Origin of the sequence: Methylobacterium litchii (genome assembly GCF_038442315.1) — a bacterium.
GTDB lineage: Bacteria > Pseudomonadota > Alphaproteobacteria > Rhizobiales > Beijerinckiaceae > Methylobacterium > Methylobacterium litchii.
The window spans coordinates 91966-111576 of the sequence record NZ_JBBXMY010000013.1; the positions used below are offsets into that span (position 1 = coordinate 91966).

General features: G+C 70.0%; 20 protein-coding genes. 13 read left to right on the plus strand and 7 right to left on the minus strand.

What is annotated here, in order from left to right; genetic code table 11:
- The first annotated feature begins 213 nt into the window (after positions 1-213).
- Complete coding sequence (locus tag AAHF99_RS20670; protein ID WP_342166349.1) at positions 214-2175, plus strand: L,D-transpeptidase family protein; 1962 nt, start codon at positions 214-216, stop codon at positions 2173-2175.
- 160 nt (positions 2176-2335) lie between these two features.
- Positions 2336-3775 carry a DUF882 domain-containing protein gene (locus AAHF99_RS20675; protein WP_342166350.1) on the plus strand — a complete coding sequence of 480 codons (1440 nt, stop codon included), beginning with the start codon at positions 2336-2338 and terminating at the stop codon, positions 3773-3775.
- A gap of 10 nt (positions 3776-3785) precedes the next feature.
- Here the strand turns inward: AAHF99_RS20675 and AAHF99_RS20680 are convergent, their stop codons facing one another.
- The gene (locus tag AAHF99_RS20680; protein ID WP_342166352.1) at positions 3786-4292 is read right to left on the minus strand and encodes a hypothetical protein; all 507 of its coding nucleotides are present in this window, start codon (positions 4290-4292) and stop codon (positions 3786-3788) included.
- Positions 4293-4577: 285 nt separating this feature from the next.
- On the opposite strand from AAHF99_RS20680, the gene AAHF99_RS20685 reads away from it, so the two are divergent.
- Genes AAHF99_RS20685 through AAHF99_RS20695 form a run of 3 tightly spaced genes read left to right on the plus strand, consistent with a single transcriptional unit; the run spans position 4578 to position 7356 of the window.
- Positions 4578-4796, plus strand: a complete 219-nt coding sequence (locus AAHF99_RS20685; protein WP_342166353.1) for a ferredoxin — start codon at positions 4578-4580, stop codon at positions 4794-4796.
- A 1-nt stretch (position 4797) separates the two neighbouring features.
- On the plus strand, positions 4798-6078 hold the full coding sequence (locus tag AAHF99_RS20690) for an NAD(P)/FAD-dependent oxidoreductase (RefSeq protein ID WP_342166354.1): 1281 nt from the start codon (positions 4798-4800) through the stop codon (positions 6076-6078).
- Between the two features lie 24 nt (positions 6079-6102).
- Positions 6103-7356, plus strand: a complete 1254-nt coding sequence (locus AAHF99_RS20695) for a cytochrome P450 (protein WP_342166355.1) — start codon at positions 6103-6105, stop codon at positions 7354-7356.
- 1 nt (position 7357) lies between these two features.
- Here the strand turns inward: AAHF99_RS20695 and rcdA are convergent, their stop codons facing one another.
- Complete coding sequence (gene rcdA, locus AAHF99_RS20700; protein ID WP_243958347.1) at positions 7358-7888, minus strand: protease adaptor protein RcdA; 531 nt, start codon at positions 7886-7888, stop codon at positions 7358-7360.
- A gap of 411 nt (positions 7889-8299) precedes the next feature.
- On the opposite strand from rcdA, the gene AAHF99_RS20705 reads away from it, so the two are divergent.
- Entirely contained in the window at positions 8300-9628 is a 1329-nt protein-coding gene (locus AAHF99_RS20705; protein WP_243958349.1) for a L,D-transpeptidase family protein, read from the plus strand.
- Positions 9629-9755: 127 nt separating this feature from the next.
- Positions 9756-11375 (plus strand): calcineurin-like phosphoesterase family protein, encoded by a 1620-nt coding sequence (locus AAHF99_RS20710; RefSeq protein WP_342166356.1) that lies wholly within the window; start codon positions 9756-9758, stop codon positions 11373-11375.
- Between the two features lie 6 nt (positions 11376-11381).
- On the opposite strand, the gene AAHF99_RS20715 is transcribed toward AAHF99_RS20710, so the two are convergent.
- The gene (locus AAHF99_RS20715) at positions 11382-11960 is read right to left on the minus strand and encodes a type 1 glutamine amidotransferase domain-containing protein (protein WP_342166357.1); all 579 of its coding nucleotides are present in this window, start codon (positions 11958-11960) and stop codon (positions 11382-11384) included.
- Between the two features lie 167 nt (positions 11961-12127).
- Between AAHF99_RS20715 and AAHF99_RS20720 the strand changes: the two genes are divergently transcribed.
- The gene (locus AAHF99_RS20720; RefSeq protein WP_243958355.1) at positions 12128-12331 is read left to right on the plus strand and encodes a hypothetical protein; all 204 of its coding nucleotides are present in this window, start codon (positions 12128-12130) and stop codon (positions 12329-12331) included.
- Between the two features lie 14 nt (positions 12332-12345).
- Here AAHF99_RS20720 and AAHF99_RS20725 read toward each other — a convergent pair whose 3' ends face one another.
- Positions 12346-12741, minus strand: coding sequence for a hypothetical protein (locus AAHF99_RS20725; protein ID WP_342166358.1), 396 nt, complete (start codon positions 12739-12741; stop codon positions 12346-12348).
- A gap of 362 nt (positions 12742-13103) precedes the next feature.
- On the opposite strand from AAHF99_RS20725, the gene AAHF99_RS20730 reads away from it, so the two are divergent.
- A complete protein-coding gene (locus AAHF99_RS20730; protein WP_243958359.1) occupies positions 13104-13313 on the plus strand; it encodes a cold-shock protein in 210 nt (69 codons plus the stop codon).
- Positions 13314-13464: 151 nt separating this feature from the next.
- Entirely contained in the window at positions 13465-13692 is a 228-nt protein-coding gene (locus AAHF99_RS20735; RefSeq protein WP_243958361.1) for an AsnC family transcriptional regulator, read from the plus strand.
- A 13-nt stretch (positions 13693-13705) separates the two neighbouring features.
- Here AAHF99_RS20735 and AAHF99_RS20740 read toward each other — a convergent pair whose 3' ends face one another.
- On the minus strand, positions 13706-14521 hold the full coding sequence (locus AAHF99_RS20740) for an inositol monophosphatase family protein (protein ID WP_342166359.1): 816 nt from the start codon (positions 14519-14521) through the stop codon (positions 13706-13708).
- Positions 14522-14905: 384 nt separating this feature from the next.
- Here AAHF99_RS20740 and AAHF99_RS20745 point away from each other — a divergent pair, with 384 nt between their 5' ends.
- A complete protein-coding gene (locus AAHF99_RS20745; protein ID WP_342166360.1) occupies positions 14906-15376 on the plus strand; it encodes a DUF6101 family protein in 471 nt (156 codons plus the stop codon).
- Between the two features lie 12 nt (positions 15377-15388).
- On the opposite strand, the gene ubiA is transcribed toward AAHF99_RS20745, so the two are convergent.
- Together ubiA and AAHF99_RS20755 are read right to left on the minus strand one after the other, a co-directional pair.
- Positions 15389-16354 (minus strand): 4-hydroxybenzoate octaprenyltransferase, encoded by a 966-nt coding sequence (ubiA, locus tag AAHF99_RS20750; protein ID WP_412759923.1) that lies wholly within the window; start codon positions 16352-16354, stop codon positions 15389-15391.
- Positions 16351-16776, minus strand: coding sequence for a hypothetical protein (locus AAHF99_RS20755; protein WP_342166392.1), 426 nt, complete (start codon positions 16774-16776; stop codon positions 16351-16353). Before AAHF99_RS20755 ends, ubiA begins: the two co-directional genes overlap by 4 nt.
- Positions 16777-17118: 342 nt before the next feature.
- On the opposite strand from AAHF99_RS20755, the gene AAHF99_RS20760 reads away from it, so the two are divergent.
- Both AAHF99_RS20760 and AAHF99_RS20765 read left to right on the plus strand, forming a co-directional pair.
- On the plus strand, positions 17119-17871 hold the full coding sequence (locus AAHF99_RS20760; RefSeq protein ID WP_342166361.1) for a 16S rRNA (uracil(1498)-N(3))-methyltransferase: 753 nt from the start codon (positions 17119-17121) through the stop codon (positions 17869-17871).
- A gap of 279 nt (positions 17872-18150) precedes the next feature.
- Positions 18151-19518: a glutamate--cysteine ligase gene (locus tag AAHF99_RS20765; protein WP_342166362.1), complete on the plus strand. Its 1368-nt coding sequence runs from the start codon at positions 18151-18153 to the stop codon at positions 19516-19518.
- Positions 19519-19611 lie beyond the last annotated feature (93 nt).

The window sequence follows — 19611 nt, forward strand, 5'->3', positions numbered from 1 at the left end:
GCGTCGGCGACAGCAATCCCTGCAGTTGCCGACGTCTCGGCCCCGATCTTCGCCGCATTCCGGGAGCAGAAACCATCGGATACCGGTCCGTGACCGGCCCCTGACAACCTCCGGCTGGGCGCTTTCCGCGCAGGCAGCGTTGCTTAAAGCTTGGCTTAAGGGGATACAGCTACCCGTTGGGTTGCGGCAGTTCGGCCGCCGGTGGAGAATCCGATGCGCGTCTCGCGCTCCAACCAGGCCGCGCTGGCTGCCCTTCTCGCCGGGTTGATGGCCGGCGGACCGGTCCGTGCCGCCTCGCCCGAGCCGAGCTCCACCTCCGTCGAGGCGGCGGCCAAGCCCTCCGTGGCCGCCACCCCCGAGCCCAAGGGCGACGACGGCAAGGACGCCCCGGCCAACCCCGTCTCCGATTACAAGCCGCCGGAGCCCGCGCCGGACAGCGCCCCGGCGCCGGCCCCCACGGCCACCGCCCCCGCCGAGCCGACCGAGCCGCTTCCGGCCGCCGTCTTCGCGCGGCTGAACGACTCCGCGCCGCTCCTCACCCGCTTGGGTTCGAAGGAGCGCGCGGCAATGAAGACCTTCTACGATGCCCGCGCCGACAAGCCCGTCTGGATCGTGGACGGCGCCTGGACGCCGGCCGCCAAGGCCATCGCCGCGCGCCTCGGCGCGGCCGACGAGGATGGGCTCGATCCGCGCGCCTATCCCGTGCCGCCCCTCGCCGAGAAGCCCGACGACAAGGCCGTGGCCGATGCCGAGCTGCGCCTCTCGGCGGCGGCGGTACTCTATGCGCGGGATGCGCGCGGCGGGCGGATTAACCCGTCCTCGATCTCGCGGCTCATCACCCCGACCCTCGATCTGCCCACCGCCGACGCGGTGCTGTCCAAACTCGCCGAGGCGGGCCCGCAGGCCGGCGACATGCTCGCCGCCTACAACCCCGCCACCGAGGGCTACCGCGCCCTGAAGGCACAGCTCGCGAGCCTGCGCGGCCCGAAGGTGCCGGCGGCCAAGCCGCTGACCCTGCCGCCGGGCCCGACCCTCAAGACGGGGATGCGCGACCCGCGCGTGCCCGCCCTCCGGACGCATTTTGGCCTGGAGAGCCGGCCGGGCGAGGCCGACCTTTACGATGCCTCCGTCGCGGACGCGGTGGCGCGGTTCCAGCGCGAGCGTAGCCTGCCGGGGGATGGCGCGCTGAACAAGCGCACGCTCGCGGCGCTGGCCAATCTCGGCCGCCCGACGAAGTCCGGCGACGAGGCCGAGTTGCTCGTGAACATGGAGCGTTGGCGCTGGCTGCCCCCGACCCTCGGGCCGGATTACGTGCTGGTGAACATCCCGGAATTCCGCCTGCGCATCTTCCGGGACAGCAAGCTCCGCGACGAGACCCGCGTGATCGTCGGCAAGGCGGAATCGCCCACGCCGACCTTTTCGGGGCTGATGGAATACGCCGTCGTCAACCCGTCCTGGTACGTGCCGCCCTCCATCCTGAAGACGATGGCGCCGAAGCTCGCGAGCTATGGCGGCAAGACCTGGGGCGGATACGAGATCGTCCGCCGGGGCGGCCACATCTCCCTGCGCCAGCCGCCGGGCGAGAAGAATGCCCTCGGCTTCATCAAGTTCATGTTCCCGAACCAGCACGCGGTGTACCTGCACGACACCCCGAATCGCTCGCTGTTCTCCGCCTCGACGCGGGCTTTCAGCCATGGCTGCGTGCGGGTGGACGACCCGTTCCGCTTCGCCGACACGGTGCTGCCGGATTGGAGCGAGGAGCGCCTGAAGAAGCTGATCGGCAAGGGCGAGCGGACGATCCGCCTGCCGCAGAAGCTACCGGTCCATCTCGCCTACTTCACCACCTGGGTGGACGATCTCGGCTCCCTGCGCCGCGCGCCGGACCTCTACGGCTACGACGCGCCGATGCGCGCCGCCCTCGGCCTGCCGGGGGGCGGTGGCCCGGCCATCGCGAAGCTGGCGAAGGAGCCCGCCAGGAAGGTCGCGGAGGGCAGTCCCCGCCAAGCGGCGCCGACGCGGCACGCGACCCATGCCCGCCCGCATCCCCGCCGTTACGCAGAGCCGGAGATGGACGTGTTCGATTCGCCCCGGGGCGGTCGCGGCGGTCGGCCGGAATACGGCGAGCCGGGGCTCTGGACCCCCGCACCCGCGCCGGTCTCGCGCTCCTTCTGGTAGGCGCGGGCCTTTCTCCCCAACGAGGCGTGCGCGCCCGCACGGCCGGGCACGATTTCGCCATGGTCCAGGCTTAGCCGTTCGGCCGTGATGGCCGCGCGGAGTGACTTCAGGCACGGCCACGGATCGTCCCGCCTCGGGCGGGCTCCGGGAGGAGAGTGCCGTGCCGACCAGTCGCGTCTCCACCCGATCGATCCGCCGGTGGGTCGTCGCCGCATCGGGCATCCTGGCGGCGATGGTCGCGGGCACGGTGGAGACGGAGAACGCGGTCGCCAACGGCGACACCCGCACCCTCTCGATCTATCACACGCACACGCAAGAGAGCCTGACCGTCACCTTCAAGCGGGACGGCCGCTACGACCGCGCCGCCCTCGACCAGTTGAACTGGTTGCTGCGCGATTGGCGGGTCAACGAGCCCACCAAGATGGACCCGCGCCTGTTCGATACGGTGTGGGAGGCCTACCGGCAGGTCGGCTCCAGCCAGCCGATCAACATCGTCTCGGCCTATCGCTCCCCCGGCACCAACGCCATGCTCCGGCGGCGCTCGAAGGCGGTGGCCGAATACAGCCAGCACATGCTCGGCAAGGCGATGGATTTCTACCTGCCCGACGTCGCGATCGACCGGATCCGCGAGGTCGGGTTCCTGATGTCGCGTGGCGGCGTGGGCTGGTATCCTCGCGCCAACACGCCGTTCATCCACATGGATGTCGGCTCGGTGCGCTCCTGGCCGCGCATGACGCACGACCAGTTGGCCCGCCTGTTCCCGGACGGAAAGACCGTCCACCTGCCCGCCGACGGCCACCCGATGGCCCGCTACGAGGAGGCGAAGGCCGAGATCCTGGCACGCGGCGGCACGGTCGCCGGCATCACCACGCAGTTGGCCGGGGGCGAGGAGGAGGACGGGCCGAGCCTGATGAGCTTCCTCGCCGGCCTGTTCGGCGGCGCGAAGCCGGAGCCCGTCGCGCCGCCTGCACCCGTCGTCGCCGCGCGCCGGGGCAAGGCGCCGCCGGTCGTCGCCGTCGCGAGCGCCGATGTCGAGGACACGAGCGGGGCGAAGGCCGCCCTGGCCTACGCGGCGCCGGCCGCCGCGCCGCAGGCCGACGCGAAAGCGATGCTGACCGCCGAGCGCGCCGCCGCGCCGGACACCGAGTCCGCGCTGCCCTCCGTCGTGGCGCCGCTCCCGCCGCGTCGCCCGAGCGAGGCGTCCATCATCGCCGCCGCCGCGATCACCATGCCGCTTCCGCCGCCGCGCCCGGTGCAACTCGCTGCCCTCGACGGTGGGATGGCGTTGCCGCTCCGCGCGGCGATTCCCGCCGCGCCCGCGCCGACGCCGCACGCGACCCTCGTGGGGCCGGATGCGGATTCGAAGCTCCAATTGCGTTCGCTGTTCGAGGCGGTGGCGATGGGGCCGGTGGCCGCCCCGGCGGGCCGCAACGTGCCGGTGCGCGTGGCCACCGCGAAGCCTCAATCCGTCGCCCCGGCCCTGCCGGTCGACGGCCCCTCCCGCGTCACCACCCGCTTCGCGCGGGAGGTGCCCGATGGCGCCCTGCTCGGCGACCGCTTCACCGGCCCTGCGGCCGTGAAGCTTCGTACGTCGCAGTGAGGCGCGCGCCTCACTCCATCCCGTCATCCTCGACCGGACGGTAATAGCGGATCACCCGCCCATCCGGATATTCCAAGGTGCGCCGACGCATCACGAGGTAGCCCGACCCCACCGCCGTGCTCAGCCGGTCGAGGCGCTGGTCCTCGTAGGAGGGCGGGAAGCCGGCCTCGCTGTAGGTGCGGTAGACGTAGCGGCGCGGCGGGGCCATCGCCACGATCCGAGGCGCATGCGCAGGGATCATGCGGGGCGGGGGCGCCTCGTGGGCGACGCGGACGCGGCGATGCCGCACGGCCACTCGGCGGGGCGCCTCGACAGACCGGCGCTTCACCCGCGCTTCCTTGCGCACGGGCGCCGAGACGGCGGCCGGCGTCTCCGGCTTGGCGGCCTGGGGAGCGGGCTTGGCCGCTTCCGACTGGCGGGCCGGCGGATCGGTCCATGTCGAGCCGTCCGCCGCATGGGCGGCGAAACCGGTACAGAGAAGGGCGGCGATGAGGCTGCTGCGCACGCCGTGCGGCATGGGGACCTCCCGAAAGATGCTGCCACGAAGGCGGTGCAGGATTGCCAAGGACTATACAGCAATCACACGATTCGAGATATGGCGCGCCGCAATGCGCGGCAAACTTCTACAACTCAAATCGCTATCGAACACGAAAGTGAGTTAATTTCGATCTCGGTGGATTATTGAGCTGTTTCGGCGCACAGGCGGACACGCAAACCGGATATTCGGTTTTTCGATGCGGCGCGAAGACCTTCGACGGAACTCCACCCCGCCGGAGTGGTTTGCGAGCCGATGCCATCTGACATGACCCGTGATGCGGCCCCCTTGCGGGTCAGCGTCGATCTCAACCTCTGCCAAGCTTACGCGCAGTGCTGCTACGCGGCACCGCGACATTTCCGCATCGATGGGCGTGAGGCGCTATTCTACGATCCGGCGCCCTCGGCGGCCGACCGCCTCGACATCGAGCGCGCCCGCCTGGCCTGCCCGGTCCAAGCGATCCGCGTCGAAGACAGCCAATCCTGACATGGCCGACCTTCCTCCGCCGGAGCGCATCGTCGTGGTCGGGGCCGGGCTCGCGGGCCTGCGCGGGGCCGAAGCCCTGCGGGCGTCGGGCTATCGTGGCCAGCTCACCCTGGTCGGCGACGAGCCGCACCGCCCCTACGACCGGCCGCCCCTGTCGAAGCATGTCCTGCTCGGACACCTGCCGGCCGATTCCAGCCGCTTGCCCTCGGACCTGACGGATGACGTGACGTGGCGCCTCGGCGTCGGCGCGCGCGCCCTCGACCGCGAGGCGCGGATCGTCCACCTCACGGACGGCGACAGCCTTCCCTACGACCGCCTGCTCATCGCCACCGGCACGCGGGCGCGGCCCTGGGTGCACGAGGACGAGGCGCGGCTCGCCAACGTCTTCACCATCCGCACCCGTGACGATTCCGCCGCGCTGCGCGAGGTCCTGGCCGCGCGGCCGAAGCGCGTCGTGGTGATCGGCGCTGGCTTCATCGGCTGCGAGGTCGCCGCCGTCTGCCGCGAACTCGACCTGAAGGTCAGCCTCGTCGATCCCGCCGCCACCACGCTCTCGCGGGTGCTCGGCACCACCGTGGGCGGGATGATCGGTGAGGTGCATCGCAAGGCGGGCGTCGAGATGCGCTTCGGCAGCGAGGTCGAGCATCTCGAACACAAGGACGGCCGTGTCACCGGCGTGCGGCTCGCCGACGGCAAGCATCTGAAGGCCGATGTCGTGGTCGTCGCCCTCGGCGCCGTGCGCAACATCGAATGGCTCGACGGCTCCGGCCTCTCGGCCGATCCCGGCGGGCTCGATTGCGACGAGCACGGCTTCGTCCTCGACGATCAGAGCCGCCCCGACCGCGCCATCACGGCAGCGGGGGATGTCGCGCGCTTTCCCCACCCGCTCTATGGCGGACGGCGGGTGGCGCTGGAGCATTGGGGCCATGCGGTCGCGCAGGCCGAGTATGCCGGGCGCCTGCTCGCGGGGCTCGAACCCGCCGCGCCCTACGCGGCGGTGCCGAACTTCTGGTCCACCCAGGGCACCATGGTGGTCAAGTCGGCCGGCCTCACGGACGGCGCCGACGCGGTCGCCATCGTGCAGGGCAACCCGGCTGAGCGCCGCTTCGTCGCCGTCTACGGCCGGGCCGGACGGTGCATCGCGGCGGTCGCCGTCGACAGCGCCCGCTGGCTCCCGATCTACGCCGAAAAGGTCGCCACCGCCGCGCCCTTCCCCCCGACCGAGACGGCCACCGACCGTCCCTTGCGCGACCTCGAGATCCAGGATCCGGGCTTCGCCTGACAGACCGGCAACGGAGCCGACATTATGGCCGACGCCACTCTCCTCAACCAAGTGAAGGACTTCGCCAACCGGGCGAATCCGTACCCGATCTACGCCAAGCTGCGGCAGAACCCGGTCTCGCACCAGGACGACGGCACGCCGGAGGGCACTTGGGTGGCCTCCACGCATGGCGCCATCGCGAGCCTGCTCGGCGATCCGAGGGTGAGTTCCGAGACCCTGCCGCCGGCTGACCGGCCAAAGACCGGCAACCCGGTGAAGGACTACCTGATCAAGCCGATCAAGGACCGGATCACCAATCAGCACCGACCCTTCATCTTCCGCGATCCGCCGGACCACGATGCCCTGCGGGCGGCGGTGATGCACCAGTTCACCCGCGAGCGGGTGCAGGGCATGCGTGCCCGCTCCGACCGGCTGGTCGAGGAGTTGCTGGACGCCAAGTGCGACGCGCACCGCTTCGACGCGGTGGACGACCTCGCCTATCCCCTGCCGGTGACGGTGATCTGTGAATTGTTCGGCGTGCCCCGCGAGGACGAGGCGCAGTTCCATTCCTGGGCGACGCAGCTCGCCACGGCCCTGGAGCCCGACAGCCTCGCCGACGACGAGAACCGCGCGGAGAACAGCCGGACCTTCGACGCCATCGCCGACTACATGTCCGGCCTCATCAAGGACAAGCGCCGCCACCCGAAGGACGACATGCTCTCGGGGCTCGCCAACGAGGTGACGCCGGCGGGCGTGAAGATGGGCGATTACGACCTGATCGCCACCTCGGTGCTGATGCTGGTGGCCGGGCACGAGACCACGGTGAACCTCATCACCAACGGCCTGCTGACGCTGCTGCGCCACCCGGACGAGTTCGAGAAGCTGAAGGCCGACCCGTCGCGGGCGCCCCGCGTCATCGAGGAATTGCTGCGCTACGAGCCCCCGGTGCAGTTCCGGACCCGCACGACCCTCAGCCCCATCGACATCGCCGGGGTCACGATCCCCCAGGGCGCGGACCTCGTGTTGCTGCTGGCCGCCGGCAACCGCGACGCCTCGGTCTTTCCCGATCCCGACACGTTCAACCCCGACCGGGTCGGAAGCCGCCATCTCGGCTTCGGCGGGTCGCTGCACTACTGCGTCGGCGCGCCCCTCGCGCGGTTCGAGGCCGAATCGGCGCTGACCGCCCTAACGCGCCGGCTTAAGAACCCGCGCCTCGTGGAAGACCCGCCGCCGTACCGGTCCGGTGCGGCCCTGCGTGGGCCGCAGCACCTTCCCGTCGCCATCGACGGGATGGCTTAGCTCAGCCCTCCCGACGGCCGAACACCGCGTGGAGCAGTCCCTGCTGGGCCGCGACCGGGCTCGCCACCGGGCGCGGCGTCGGCCGGTCCTCGGTGATCAGCCCGTCGAGGTGGAGGATGCGCGAGTGCAGCCGCCGCGTGCGCAGGATCAGCTGCTGCAGGCGCATCGGCAGGAGCGCGAAGGCCTCGGCCTTCGGCGGCTCCGTGGCGCCGAGCTTCACCCGGTGCTTCTCCTCCGTCGCCTGGGCGGGGGTCATCTCGCCCTCGGCTACGGCGCGCTGGACCAGAAGCCAGGACGCGATCTGCATGAGCAGCGTCGTCAGGCGCATGCTCTCGGCGGCGTAGCTTAGGGTCGCGTCCCGCGAGACGAGGCGCGATTCGTCCCGCCCGTCGCCGTCGAGATAGCCCGCCGTCTCCTCCACGAGGGCCATCCCGTCGCGGAACAGGGCCTTGAACGCGTCCGAGTGAACGTAGCTGGCTCCGAACTCCACCCACTCCCGGTTGTCCCGAAACGTTACGTCGTACCCGTTCATCCTGCCTCCTGTGCCGCAGAGCGGCCCCGTCTGTCCCAGGCCGGACCATCGCCCAGCGGATCCTGCGGTGGCGGGGCAATCCTAGCGCCTCGGGCGCGGCGTGGCGAAGTTACCTCTCGTTAACCTTAAACCGCCAGAAGCGCCGATCGCCGACTCCGCCCGCAAATTTGAGCGATCTCCGATCCGCGCCGCCCTCGCTGTGGACGACTTACGGTGGTGAGAATGGGCCTTATCGACTGTGGCGCGCAGGCCGCAGGGGCGATCAAGCCGCGCCTCAGGTGCGGCGGCGCACGGCGACGCCACATTCCGGCCCCTTCGATAGGGAGTGTTAAACGCCATCACGACACGGTGCGGCCCACCACTCCGAAGGCCGCCCGGGCCAAACGACATCCGGACCAGAGCCAGCGACACATGCGCAGACAGGCACATCACCGGTACACCCCCCTCCGCTCCACGGCCGTGCTCGGCCTTGCGCTGAGCACCGCCCTCGTCGGCGTGGCGATGGCGGCTCCGGCCCGCGATCAGGCCGGCTACGCGCAGGCCGAGTGGGCGCAGGATTACGCGGCGCCGGCCGCCATGCAGGTCCAGCGCGAGACGGTGCCGATCCTCTCGCCGCAGACCGTCGCGGCCACCGAGCAGATGGCCGAAAAGTACCGCGAGATCGTCTCGCGCGGTGGCTGGCGTCCGGTGAACGGCGCCGAGCGCCTACGCATCGGCTCGAAGGGCCCGGCCGTGGCGGCCGTGCGCCAGCGCCTGATCGTGACCGGCGACCTCGACCCGGCCTCGGCCAACACGGGCGTCTATGATTCCTACGTCGCGGCCGGCGTGAAGCGCTTCCAGGCCCGTCACGGCCTGAGCCAGACCGGCGCCATGAGCGCGGCGACCGAGCAGGCCATGAACGTGCCCGCCGAGATCCGCCTGCGCCAGCTCGAGACCAACGTGCTGCGCCTGCGCTCCTACTCGGGCGACCTCGGCCGCCGCTTCGTCATCACCAACATTCCGGCGGCTCTGGTGCAGACCGTCGAGGACGGCCGCATCGTCACCCTGCACGCGGCCGGCGTCGGCAAGATCGACCGGCAGTCGCCGATCATGAACACCAAGGCGACGCAGATCAATTTCAACCCGACCTGGACGGTCCCGGCTTCCATCGTGAAGAAGGATCTGATCCCGAAGATGCAGAAGGATCCGAACTACCTCACGGATAACCGGATCCGCATCCTGTCGAACGGCCAGGAAGTCTCGCCGAAGGCGGTGAACTGGAACTCCGACGAGGGCACCCGCTACACCTACCGACAGGATTCGGGCGCCGACTTCAACTCGATGGGCATCGTCCGCATCAACATCCCGAACCCCTACGGCGTGTTCATGCACGACACGAACACCAAGGGCGTGTTCGGCGACGATTTCCGCTTCATCTCCTCGGGCTGCGTGCGCGTGCAGAACGTGCGCGAGTACATCACGTGGCTGCTGAAGGACACGCCCGGCTGGGGCCGCGAGCAGGTCGAGCAGGCCATCGAGAGCGGCAAGCGCGTCGATGCCACCCTCACGCAGCCGGTGCCGGTCTACTGGACCTACATCACCGCCTGGGCGACCCCGGACGGCGTCGTGCAGTTCCGCGACGACATCTACAAGCGTGACGGCGTGAACGTGCCCTCGACCATCAGCGCCCCGACCCCGGTGGCGAGCGCCGAGTCGACCATGCCGCAGACCTTCGAGCCGGGCGACGAAGACGCCAACTAAGCGCGACACGCACCGCGATCCGAAGGCCCGCGTCTCCCCAGGCGCGGGCCTTTCTCGTATGGGGCACGGCTGTCATGCGCCGGTCGCTGAAATCTGCTGCATCGGCCGGGCCAGAATGGAGCCACCCATGCCGCCTCTGACCCGCCGCGAGACCCTCGCCGGCGCCGCCGTCCTGACGCTCGCCGCCGGACGCGCCGAAGCCGAGGCGAAGGAGGCCACCGGCATCGTGTTCGGCCTCGACGGCGCCGCCCGCGCGCCGCTGCCGAACGTCCTCGTCTCCAACGGGCAGGAGGTGGTGCGCACCGATGCCCAGGGGCGCTACCGGCTGCCGATGCCGGGCGACGGCACGGTCTTCGTGGTCAAGCCGCCGGGCTACGCCCTGCCGCGCGATGCCGACAACGTCGTCCGCCACAGCTACATCCACCAGCCGGAGGGCACGCCGCACGAGATCGGCCTGCGCTACCGGGGCGTCGCGCCGACCGGCCCGCTGCCCACCTCCATCGACTTCACCCTGACGAAGCAGGACGAGCCGGAGGATTTCGACGTCCTGCTCTTCACCGATCCGCAGCCGGAGACGCGACACGAACTCGACCACGTTCGCGATACGGCGGTCGCGCGGGCGATGGGCATCCCGGCGGCCTTCGGCCTCACGACGGGTGACGTGCTGTTCGATGACCTTTCCCTCTACGGGCGGTCGAACGCCATCGTCGGGCGCATCGGGATCCCCTGGTACAATCTCCCCGGCAATCACGACCTGAACATGCAGGCGCCCGACGCCCGCTACAGCCGCGAGACGTGGAAGCGCGTCTTCGGCGCTCCGTCCTTCGCCTTCCAGCACGGGCGGGCGCTGTTCGTGCTGCTCGACAACGTGGTCTGGCTCGGGCCGCCGGTTCCGGTCGGCGGCAACACCTACGAGGGGCGGCTCGGTGAGCGGAACCTCGCCCTCCTGCGCAACCTCCTCGCGGAGGTGCCCGCCGATACGCTGATCGTCCTCGCGACCCATATCCCGCTGCAGACGGACGCCACGCCGAGCGGGCCGCACAACAACACCGCCGACCGCGAGGCGCTGCTCGACATCCTGCGCGGACGGAAGGTGCTGGCCATCTGCGGCCACACCCACACGACGGAGCATCATTACCTCGCGGAGGGGCTGCATCACCACGTGCTGACGGCCGTCTCGGGCTCATGGTGGAGCGGGCCGGACACCCGCACGGGCATCCCCTCGGCCGACAGCCGTGACGGGACGCCGAACGGCTTCCACGTCCTCTCCGTGCGGGGGACCGACTACACCACCCGCTACATCCCGGCGCAGGGCGAGCCGGACGGCACGATGCGCATCGCCTTCGAGAGCCAGATCCGAAGCGGCGCGCCGGAGGTCGTGCGCGCGCTGCGGCCGATGGAGGCCCTGCGTCCGCCGATCCCGCAGGACGCGCTCGCCGACAGCCTCGTGGTGGTCAACGTCTTCGACGGCGGCCCGAAGACGGCGGTGACGTGGCGTGTGGGCGATGGCCCGGCCGAGCCGATGGTCCGCACCCGCCGGCCGGACCCGTTCGTCACCGAACTCTTCGCGCGCTATCCCGATGCCAAGAAATCCTGGGTCCAGGCGATCCCGTCGAGCCATGTCTGGACGGCGCGTCTCCCGGCGGACCTGCCGCCGGGAGCGCACCGGATCACCGTGGAAGGGAGCGACGAGTACGGCCGCCCCTTCCGATCGGCCACGGTGCTGGAAATCACCCGTGGCGTGTGAGGTGCCTCAGGCGGCGAGCTGCCGCTGGCCGTGATTGCCCTCGCCGATCTCCTCGATGATCTTCTTGCAGAAGGCGTCGAGGTCGTCGGGCTTGCGGCTGGTGACGATGCCCTGATCCGTCACGACGTCCTTGTCGTGCCAGTTGCCGCCCGCGTTGATCACGTCGGTCTTGATCGACGGGAACGAGGTGAGGTCGCGGCCCTTCACCGCCCCGGCCTCGATCAGCAGCCACGGGCCGTGGCAGATCGCGGCGACGACCTTGCCGCTGGTCAGGAAGCTCTTGATGATCTCAAGGGCCTTCGGCTCCAGGCGCAGCTTGTCGGGGTTGATCTGGCCGCCCGGCAGGACGAGGGCATCGAAGCCGGAGGCGTCGAGGCTCTCGATGTCGGCATCGACCTTCACGTCCTTGCCCCAGTCGGTCTTGTCCCAGCTGCGGATGGTGCCTTCGCTCTGGCGCGACTTCGGCGCGGCAATGGTCACCTGGGCGCCGGCCTCGGAGAGCTTGGCCTGCGGCACGGTGAGTTCGGTCTCCTCGAAACCGTCCGTGGCGATGATGAGGATCTTGGCTTGCTTGATGTCGGTCATGGGGCATCTCCCAATCGTGGAGTTGCCCGCCCAACCGTCTGACCGCTTGCCTGTTCCCTAAGCGATTGAGGCAGTTCGCCCCATTGGCGAGCAGGGTTTCCACCCGGAACAAGGCCGTGCCGGACCCGTTGGCCCCCAGAACCCGGACGCGTCAGGAGACACCGATCATGGCCAATCCAGGCATCCCCGATCCGACCCCCGGCGATCTGCCGCTGCCCCCGCCGCCGCCCGATCAAGAGCCGGATATCGGGCCGACCGGCCCGCGCACGCCCTACCCGGTCAACGACCCCGGCGTGGGTGAACCCGGCGGTCCCGGCTCCGAGCCGGACGTGTTCCCTGGCTCCCCGACCGACCCCGGCACGCGGATGTAATCCGCGTCGGGACGTCAGTGCCCGCCATGCGAGGCGCGGACGTCCCTCGGCGCTGCGAGGATTTCGGAGAGGCTCGTCGCAACGTGACGGGCCTCTTCGTCCGTTAGGCGAAGCTGGAACGGGGGGAGGGCGCCCGCCTGGAAGGCGACGACGGCCTGTCCCTCCTCGTCGGTGCCGACTTCGATGGCCGCCGAGGTCACGTCGAGCATGGCGATGTCCTCGCCCAGCGCGTCGGCGGTTTCCGGGTCGTCGCCCTCGTCCGATTCGTCGATGGCCGTGAGCAACTGGCCGACGGCGCGCATCAACGCGCGGGCGGCCCGCGCATCCATCACCACCGCCGTCGCCTGATCGTCCTTCTGGAACGAGAGCTGGATGTTCGCGCCGTCCAGCGAGACCGAGATGCCTGCCATATACCGCCCGGAAGCCGTTTCGATGCGCCCGCTCCGGCCGACAGGGTCGGTGCGGAGGCGGGCCGATGTGCCAGCCGTAAGCGGCTGTTCCCTTTGTTCTATATGCACCGCCGGGCGGGGAAAACACAGGGGCCGGAAGGGTGCGGCGCTGACGTGCCTCGGTTGCGACCCCGGTGATGCCTTGTTGCCGCCGCAGGGTCGGCCTATCTAAGTCGGTGGGGGGCACACCTGTCGAGACCGACGCTCACGCGAAAGGTTCTGTGTCTCGCGCCCCGCCGCTCTGGAAAACACCAGACAGACCGTCGTGCCATTTGCGGCCATGATGCCGCGCGCACGATCTATGGACGAACGAGGTACACTACGTGAATACCGGCACTGTAAAGTGGTTCAACGAGACCAAGGGCTATGGATTCATCCAGCCCGATGACGGCGGCAAGGACATCTTCGTCCACATTTCCGCAGTCGAGCGCGCCGGAATGCGCAACCTGGTCGAGGGCCAACGGATTTCCTACGAGATCCTGCAGGACAAGCGCAGCGGCAAGGACGCCGCCAGCAACCTTCAGGCCGCCTGATCCAAAGCCAGACTGACGGGGCACCCTGAACGGCCCCAATCGACAGCCGTCCCGGGCGCAGAGGCGTCCGGGACAGCGCAGGACCCATAATGAGAAACGACGCCGGATGCGCAGGGACGCGCCGGTCCAGATAAGAAAAGCAGACACGAGAATGCAGTTCGAGTTCACGCGGCGCCGCAGCGTCCGCTCCCCCGTCACCGATGCGCCCACCTTCAAGGTCGGCCGCCTCGCTGATGCCGGCAAGACCGGCCGGGACATGAGCCACCTGATCGACCGCTCCTACAACTACCACTCCTCGCGCGAGCTGCACTGGCATCTCGCCGACCGTCTCGGCCTCGCGCCGAACGCGGTCTCGCTGCGGGAGACGATCGCCGCCTGACGGTCGGGGCGCTTCAGGCGCCCCAGGCCGCGATCACCGGATCGCGCAAGGCGTTGGAAAGGGCGACCAGCTCGCCATGGACGGGATCGGCGCGGTTGTAGACCGCGCCCTCGCCCCGCAGGCTGCACACGGTGCCGCCGGCTTCCCGCAACACCAGATCGGCCGCCGCGAGATCCCAATCCCGCGCGTCCGACGAGATCATCCCCACATCGACGGAGCCTTCGGCCACCCGCACGAGGCGTAACGCCAGCGACGGGATCCGGTCGATTCGCACGAAATCGGGCTCCGGCCCCGCGCCCCGCGTCAGCCGGTCGAGCATCGGCTTCGGCCCGGTGATGCGGGCCGCGTGCAGGCTCTCGCGCGGGTCCACCACGATCTTCTGCTCATCGCGATAGGCGCCCTGGCCCCGCACCGCCTCGTAGGCGACGCCGAGCGCCGGCGCGTGCACGAAGCCGATCACCGGCTCGCCCGCATGGAGCAGAGCCACGGCGATCGACCAATCGGGATGCCCCGAGAGGAAGGCGCGGGTGCCGTCGATCGGATCCACGATCCACACGAGGTCCCGCCCGATCCGGGCGTGGTCGTCCGCCGTCTCCTCCGACAGCCATGCCGCCTGTGGCACCATCTCGCTGAGGCGGATCTTCAGGAAGGTGTCGACGGCGACGTCGGCCTCCGTGACCGGCGAGCCGCCGGCCTTCGACCAGACCCGCGCCGTGGTCTGCTGGCCCTTCCGGAAGAACGGCTTCGCGATGGAGGCGGCCTCGCGCATCACCGTGCGCAGTTCGGGCATCATGTCCGCCACGCTCGCGTCGGTGAAGGGCTTCGACATTCTGGTCCTGCTTCGGACGTGCCGGCGACAGCGCGGAAAGGGTCGCGCGGGCAGCGACGGGCGCCGGGTTCCGAGTTCGGGGAAAGATGCGTCCGGTCAGCTTAAGCCTCATGCCCCCGTGCCACAAGCGCGGCCGTGTCGCGGCCAATGGTGGTGGTCCCGGCACATGATGAATCGATGTTGAAGGGTCGTCGCAAGAAAACATTGAGCATTCAAGGAAGCATTGAGCATTCCATCAGTGAAGTCCCTGTCCAGAATCGCTTAACTGCAGCTCTTAAGGCGTAACAAGGGAGGGCGATGCGAATTTGCTGCGCATAACGGACGGCCTGACCGGGCCGCCACTTGTGAGAATCGCCGGAAGGCGCTGAGGCTCGGACGATGGATATGCGTGACCACAGCCACGACCCGATCCAGGCGATGCCCGCCTTCGCGGTGTCGCCCCTTCCGCTGATCGGCCGCCTCCCGGCCGCCCGTCCCGCCGTCGGCGTGGCGCTCGCCTATGCCGAGGAAGATGCCGACATCAGCGGCGAGGATTGCTTCCACCTGATCCTCGTGGATGCCGAGGGCCGGACGCTGCAGCGCCTCGGCCCCTTCATGGAAGAGGACGTCGTGGCCACCTGGCGCGACCTCGCCACCCGGGCGGGCCTCGTGCGGATGATCGTCCGCGAGGACGGCGCACTCGTGCCGGTGTCGCAGCAGGTCGGGCGTCTGATGCTCGGCAAGACCCGCTTCCGCCGCCGCCATGCCGGACTCGGCGCCCGCCGTCCGCGCTTCCTCGTCCGCCGCAAGACCGGTCGCCTGCCGGCCCGGCCGCAGATCTTCCGCGGCGAGGCCGAGATCATTGCCCGCTCATAAGGGGAGACGGGCCTAGGACAGGCCCCGGATCAGCGCATCGACCGTGAGGCCCGCGAACAGAATCAACCCCGCGTCCCGGTTCGACCGGAACAGCCGCAGAGCGCCGGCCCCGTCCCGCTCCTGAAGCCGCAAGACCTGCCACGCCAGATGCCCGGCGAAGGCGGCGACGCCCAGGAAGCCTACCGGCCCCGCGCCGGCCCGCCACGCGGCGAGCCCCACCAGCGCCGCAGCCAGCCCGTAGCACAGCCCCACCGCGCCCTTGAGACGCCGGCCGAACAGCCGCGCCGAGGAGCGGATGCCGGCCATCTCGTCATCCTCGATGTCCTGCACCGCGTAGATCGTGTCGTAGCCGACGATCCAGGCAACGGAGGCGGCGTAGAGCAGGAGCGGCGGCGCATCGAGATGCGCGAACACGGCGACCCAGCCCATCAGCGCGCCCCAGCCGAAGGCGAAGCCGAGCACGAGCTGCGGCAGGGACATGATCCGTTTCATGAACGGATAGATCGCCACCGGCAGCAGCGAGCACAGCCCGACGAGGATCGCCGTGCCGTTGAACTGCACCAGCACCGCGAAGCCCACGAGGGCCTGCGCCAGCAGGAACAGAGCCGCGTGGCGCACCCGCACCTGCCCCGAGGGGAGGGGGCGCAGCCGCGTCCGCTCGACCTTCGCGTCGAGGTCGCGGTCGGCGATGTCGTTGTAGGTCGAGCCGGCCCCGCGCATGGCGACGGCGCCGATCAGGAACAGCAGGCAATCGACCGGATCGGGGAAGGTGCGGTCGGCGGCGATGGCCGCCAGCGCGGCCGACCACCAGCACGGGAGCAGCAGGAGCCACCAGCCGATGGGCCGGTCGATCCGGGCGAGGCGCAGGTAGGGGCGCCACGACAGGGGAGCGTGGCGATCGACCCAATGACCCGCGACCGCATCGGCGGGGCGCCCATCTCGGAAGGCGGCCCCGTTCGCGGGAGGCAGCGTGCTCAGAGCGCGCCCTGCGGCAGCTTGAACGATCCGCTCAGACCCGGCCCGCCGAGGAGACCGCCGCCACCGCCGCCAGCCTGCGCCTGGGCGCGGGCCTGCGCTTCCATCTTCGACGCCTGGGCCGCGACGCCGCAGATCTGCGTGCGGATGCCGGAGACCTTGGTGTGGTCCGCCTTGAAGCCTTCAGCGAACGAATCGGGGATCGAGCACCATTCCTTGTTGGCGGCGATCCACTTCATGCCCTCGGACCCGTTGGTCACGAGGCGGCCGAACAGGCTGCACGCCTCCCCGGGGGTCATCTTCTTCTTCGAGGTCGAGGCCGCGTTGGCCCGGCTGACCAGCGCCTTGCGCTCGGCCAGGGTCTTCTGGATGCCGTTGCAATCGTTGGCGACGGTCGGCGCGGGGGCCGTCGGCTGGGTCGACATCGGCGTCGTCGGCAACGGCGACGACGGCATCGTGGTCGCCATGCTCTGGGCATTCACCTGGCCGGACACCAGGAGACCGGCCGCCAGCGACGCCGCTCCCAGCACGAAGCTCCTGTAGGTCATTCCGAGACTCCCCTCGACACGCTGCCTCGTCACGCTCCACGCGTTACGAGATCGTTACCACCGGCTTCGCCATAGGAATGTGGCGTCAATCGAGCGGTAGGGTGCATCTCGTGTGAGGCCCTGGGGAAGAGGGCGAAATCCGCCGGCTGTCGCAAGGCTGCAACACCGACCGCCGCCGCGTCCGTTGACACCCGCGCGGGCACGCGCGACCACCCGGCCATGCCGGCCTACGACTTCAAAGCCCCCCGCCTCTTCGTAGAGACGCCCCTCGCGGCCGGCACCGTGCTGCCGCTCGAACGGGCGCAGGCGAACTACCTCATCAACGTGCTGCGGCGGGGGGAGGACGATCCGGTCCTCGTCTTCAACGGGCGCGACGGCGAATGGCACACGCGCCTCGTCGCGACGGGCCGCAAGGACGGGCAGCTCCATTGCGTGGCGCGGACGCGCCCGCAGCACCCGCCCTCGGACCTCCATTATCTCTTCGCGCCGCTGAAGAGCGCGCGGCTCGACTATCTCGCGCAGAAGGCCGTGGAGATGGGCGCGGGTCTGATCCGCCCGGTCATCACCCGCTTCACCCAGGGCGACCGCATCAACATGGATCGGCTCCAGGCCAACGCCATCGAGGCCGCCGAGCAATGCGGCATCCTGGCGATCCCCGAACTCGCGCCGCCGCTCCGCCTCGACGAGGCCCTGGCTGGGCTGGACGAGGCCCGCCTCCTCGTCTTCTGCGATGAGGACGCGCCCATCACCGATCCGGTGCGTGCCCTGTCCGAGGCCGCCGATCCGGCGAACCCGCCGCCGCTCGCGGTGCTGGTCGGGCCGGAGGGCGGCTTCTCGGAGGAGGAGCGCGCGGCGATCCGTGCCCGGCCGAACACGGTGGCCCTGTCCCTCGGCCCGCGCATCCTGCGGGCGGACACCGCGGCGGTGGCGGTCCTGGCCCTCGTCCAGGCGGTTCTGGGGGATGGTCGCTAATCCCCGAAAGCGCGTGTGCCGGCGCACACGCCGCGCCGCTCACGCAAGGATCGGCCCGTTCTCGCCCACAGCCACGCTTGGCGCGCAGGTTTCGTCGCGTTGTCCCCCCGTCCGCTCTCGACTATGTGCGTGTCAGGACGCCGACCGCGTGGACCTCCATGCGGGCGGCGGTAGCCCGTCCAAAGTCCCGTTCTCGGGACGGGGTTTTAACCGGGCGGGACGACCGGGCGACCGGCGCGCCGCCATCCGAACGGATCACAATTCCTGGGTGGGCAGCGCATGGCGCGCGACTCCGATGACACGACGCCGCTGACGACGCGTGCCGAACTGATCGACTGGTTCGCTGCCGGCGAAAAACCGCGCGAGCGGTTCGCCATCGGCACCGAGCACGAGAAGATCCCCTTCTACAGGGCCGACCGGCGCCCCGTGCCCTATGACGGGGACACGGGGATCGGCGCGCTGCTCGTCGGCCTCGGCCGCGAAACCGGCTGGGAGCCGATCACCGACCGGGGCGCGGTCATCGGCCTCGCGGCAAAGGAGGGCGGGGCGATCTCGATCGAGCCGGGCGGACAGTTCGAACTGTCGGGCGCGGCCCTGCCGGATGTCCACGCCACGGCGGCCGAACTCGCCACGCATCTCGAGGCGGTGAAGCGCGTGGCCGAGCCCATGGGCATCGGCTTCCTCACCCTGGCCATGAGCCCGAAATGGCGGCGGGACGAGACGCCCGTCATGCCCAAGAGCCGCTACAAGATCATGGCCGGCTACATGCCGAAGGTCGGCAGCCTCGGCCTCGACATGATGCTGCGCACGGCCACCGTGCAGGTGAACCTCGATTTCAGCTCCGAGGCCGATATGGCGCGCAAGATGCGCGCCTCCCTGGCGCTGCAGCCTGTGGCGACAGCGCTCTTCGCCAACTCGCCCTTCACCGATGGGCGGCCGAACGGCTTCCTCACCCGCCGTTCGGAGATCTGGCGCGACACCGATGGCGACCGCACCGGGATGCTGCCCTTCGCCTTCGAATCGGGCTTCGGCTACGAGGCCTATGCCGACTGGCTCCTCGACATGCCGATGTATTTCGTGAAGCGCGGCGACATCTACCACGACGTGTCGGGCGCCTCGTTCCGCGACCTGATGGACGGCCGCCTGCCGCAATTGCCGGGCGAGCGCGCCACCGTCTCGGACTGGGCGAACCACGCCTCCACCGCCTTCCCCGAGGTGCGCCTGAAGCGCTTCCTCGAAATGCGCGGCGCCGACGTGGGCGATGCGGGGATGATCGCTGCGCAGGCGGCGTTCTGGACCGGCCTGCTCTACGACGAGGCCGCTCTCGACGCCGCCCTCGACCTCGTGAAGGGCTGGACCGCCTCGCAGCGGGAGGCCGCCCGCGCCACGGCGCCCCGCCTCGGCCTCGCGACGCCTGTCGCTAAGCGGACCCTCGGAGAGGTCGCCGCCGAGGCCCTCGCCATTGCCCGCGCCGGCCTCAAGGCCCGTGCCCGTCGCGATGCCAACGGCCATGACGAGACAGGCTATCTCCAGCCTTTGGAGATGATCGTGGCCGCCGGGCGCACCCGCGCACAAGATCTCCTCGATGCGTACGAGTCTCGCTGGGAATCGTCAGTCGATCCCTCCTTCACGGAGTGCGTATTTTAATCCTGATCATCGGTGACGCGCCGGCTCGCGTCATTTCAGGTGGAACGTCTTTGCGGGGAACGCTGTTCTGCGTCCGGACACATCACTCTGAAG

Coding starts and splice junctions, on each gene's coding strand:
- AAHF99_RS20670 (WP_342166349.1), top strand. CDS start 214: ATGCGCGTCTCGCGCTCCAACCAGGCCGCGCTGGCTGCCCTTCTCGCC.
- AAHF99_RS20680 (WP_342166352.1), bottom strand. CDS start 4,292: ATGCCGCACGGCGTGCGCAGCAGCCTCATCGCCGCCCTTCTCTGTACC.
- AAHF99_RS20685 (WP_342166353.1), top strand. CDS start 4,578: ATGACCCGTGATGCGGCCCCCTTGCGGGTCAGCGTCGATCTCAACCTC.
- AAHF99_RS20690 (WP_342166354.1), top strand. CDS start 4,798: ATGGCCGACCTTCCTCCGCCGGAGCGCATCGTCGTGGTCGGGGCCGGG.
- AAHF99_RS20695 (WP_342166355.1), top strand. CDS start 6,103: ATGGCCGACGCCACTCTCCTCAACCAAGTGAAGGACTTCGCCAACCGG.
- rcdA (WP_243958347.1), bottom strand. CDS start 7,888: ATGAACGGGTACGACGTAACGTTTCGGGACAACCGGGAGTGGGTGGAG.
- AAHF99_RS20705 (WP_243958349.1), top strand. CDS start 8,300: ATGCGCAGACAGGCACATCACCGGTACACCCCCCTCCGCTCCACGGCC.
- AAHF99_RS20710 (WP_342166356.1), top strand. CDS start 9,756: ATGCCGCCTCTGACCCGCCGCGAGACCCTCGCCGGCGCCGCCGTCCTG.
- AAHF99_RS20715 (WP_342166357.1), bottom strand. CDS start 11,960: ATGACCGACATCAAGCAAGCCAAGATCCTCATCATCGCCACGGACGGT.
- AAHF99_RS20720 (WP_243958355.1), top strand. CDS start 12,128: ATGGCCAATCCAGGCATCCCCGATCCGACCCCCGGCGATCTGCCGCTG.
- AAHF99_RS20725 (WP_342166358.1), bottom strand. CDS start 12,741: ATGGCAGGCATCTCGGTCTCGCTGGACGGCGCGAACATCCAGCTCTCG.
- AAHF99_RS20735 (WP_243958361.1), top strand. CDS start 13,465: ATGCAGTTCGAGTTCACGCGGCGCCGCAGCGTCCGCTCCCCCGTCACC.
- AAHF99_RS20740 (WP_342166359.1), bottom strand. CDS start 14,521: ATGTCGAAGCCCTTCACCGACGCGAGCGTGGCGGACATGATGCCCGAA.
- AAHF99_RS20745 (WP_342166360.1), top strand. CDS start 14,906: ATGCGTGACCACAGCCACGACCCGATCCAGGCGATGCCCGCCTTCGCG.
- AAHF99_RS20755 (WP_342166392.1), bottom strand. CDS start 16,776: ATGTCGACCCAGCCGACGGCCCCCGCGCCGACCGTCGCCAACGATTGC.
- AAHF99_RS20760 (WP_342166361.1), top strand. CDS start 17,119: ATGCCGGCCTACGACTTCAAAGCCCCCCGCCTCTTCGTAGAGACGCCC.
- AAHF99_RS20765 (WP_342166362.1), top strand. CDS start 18,151: ATGGCGCGCGACTCCGATGACACGACGCCGCTGACGACGCGTGCCGAA.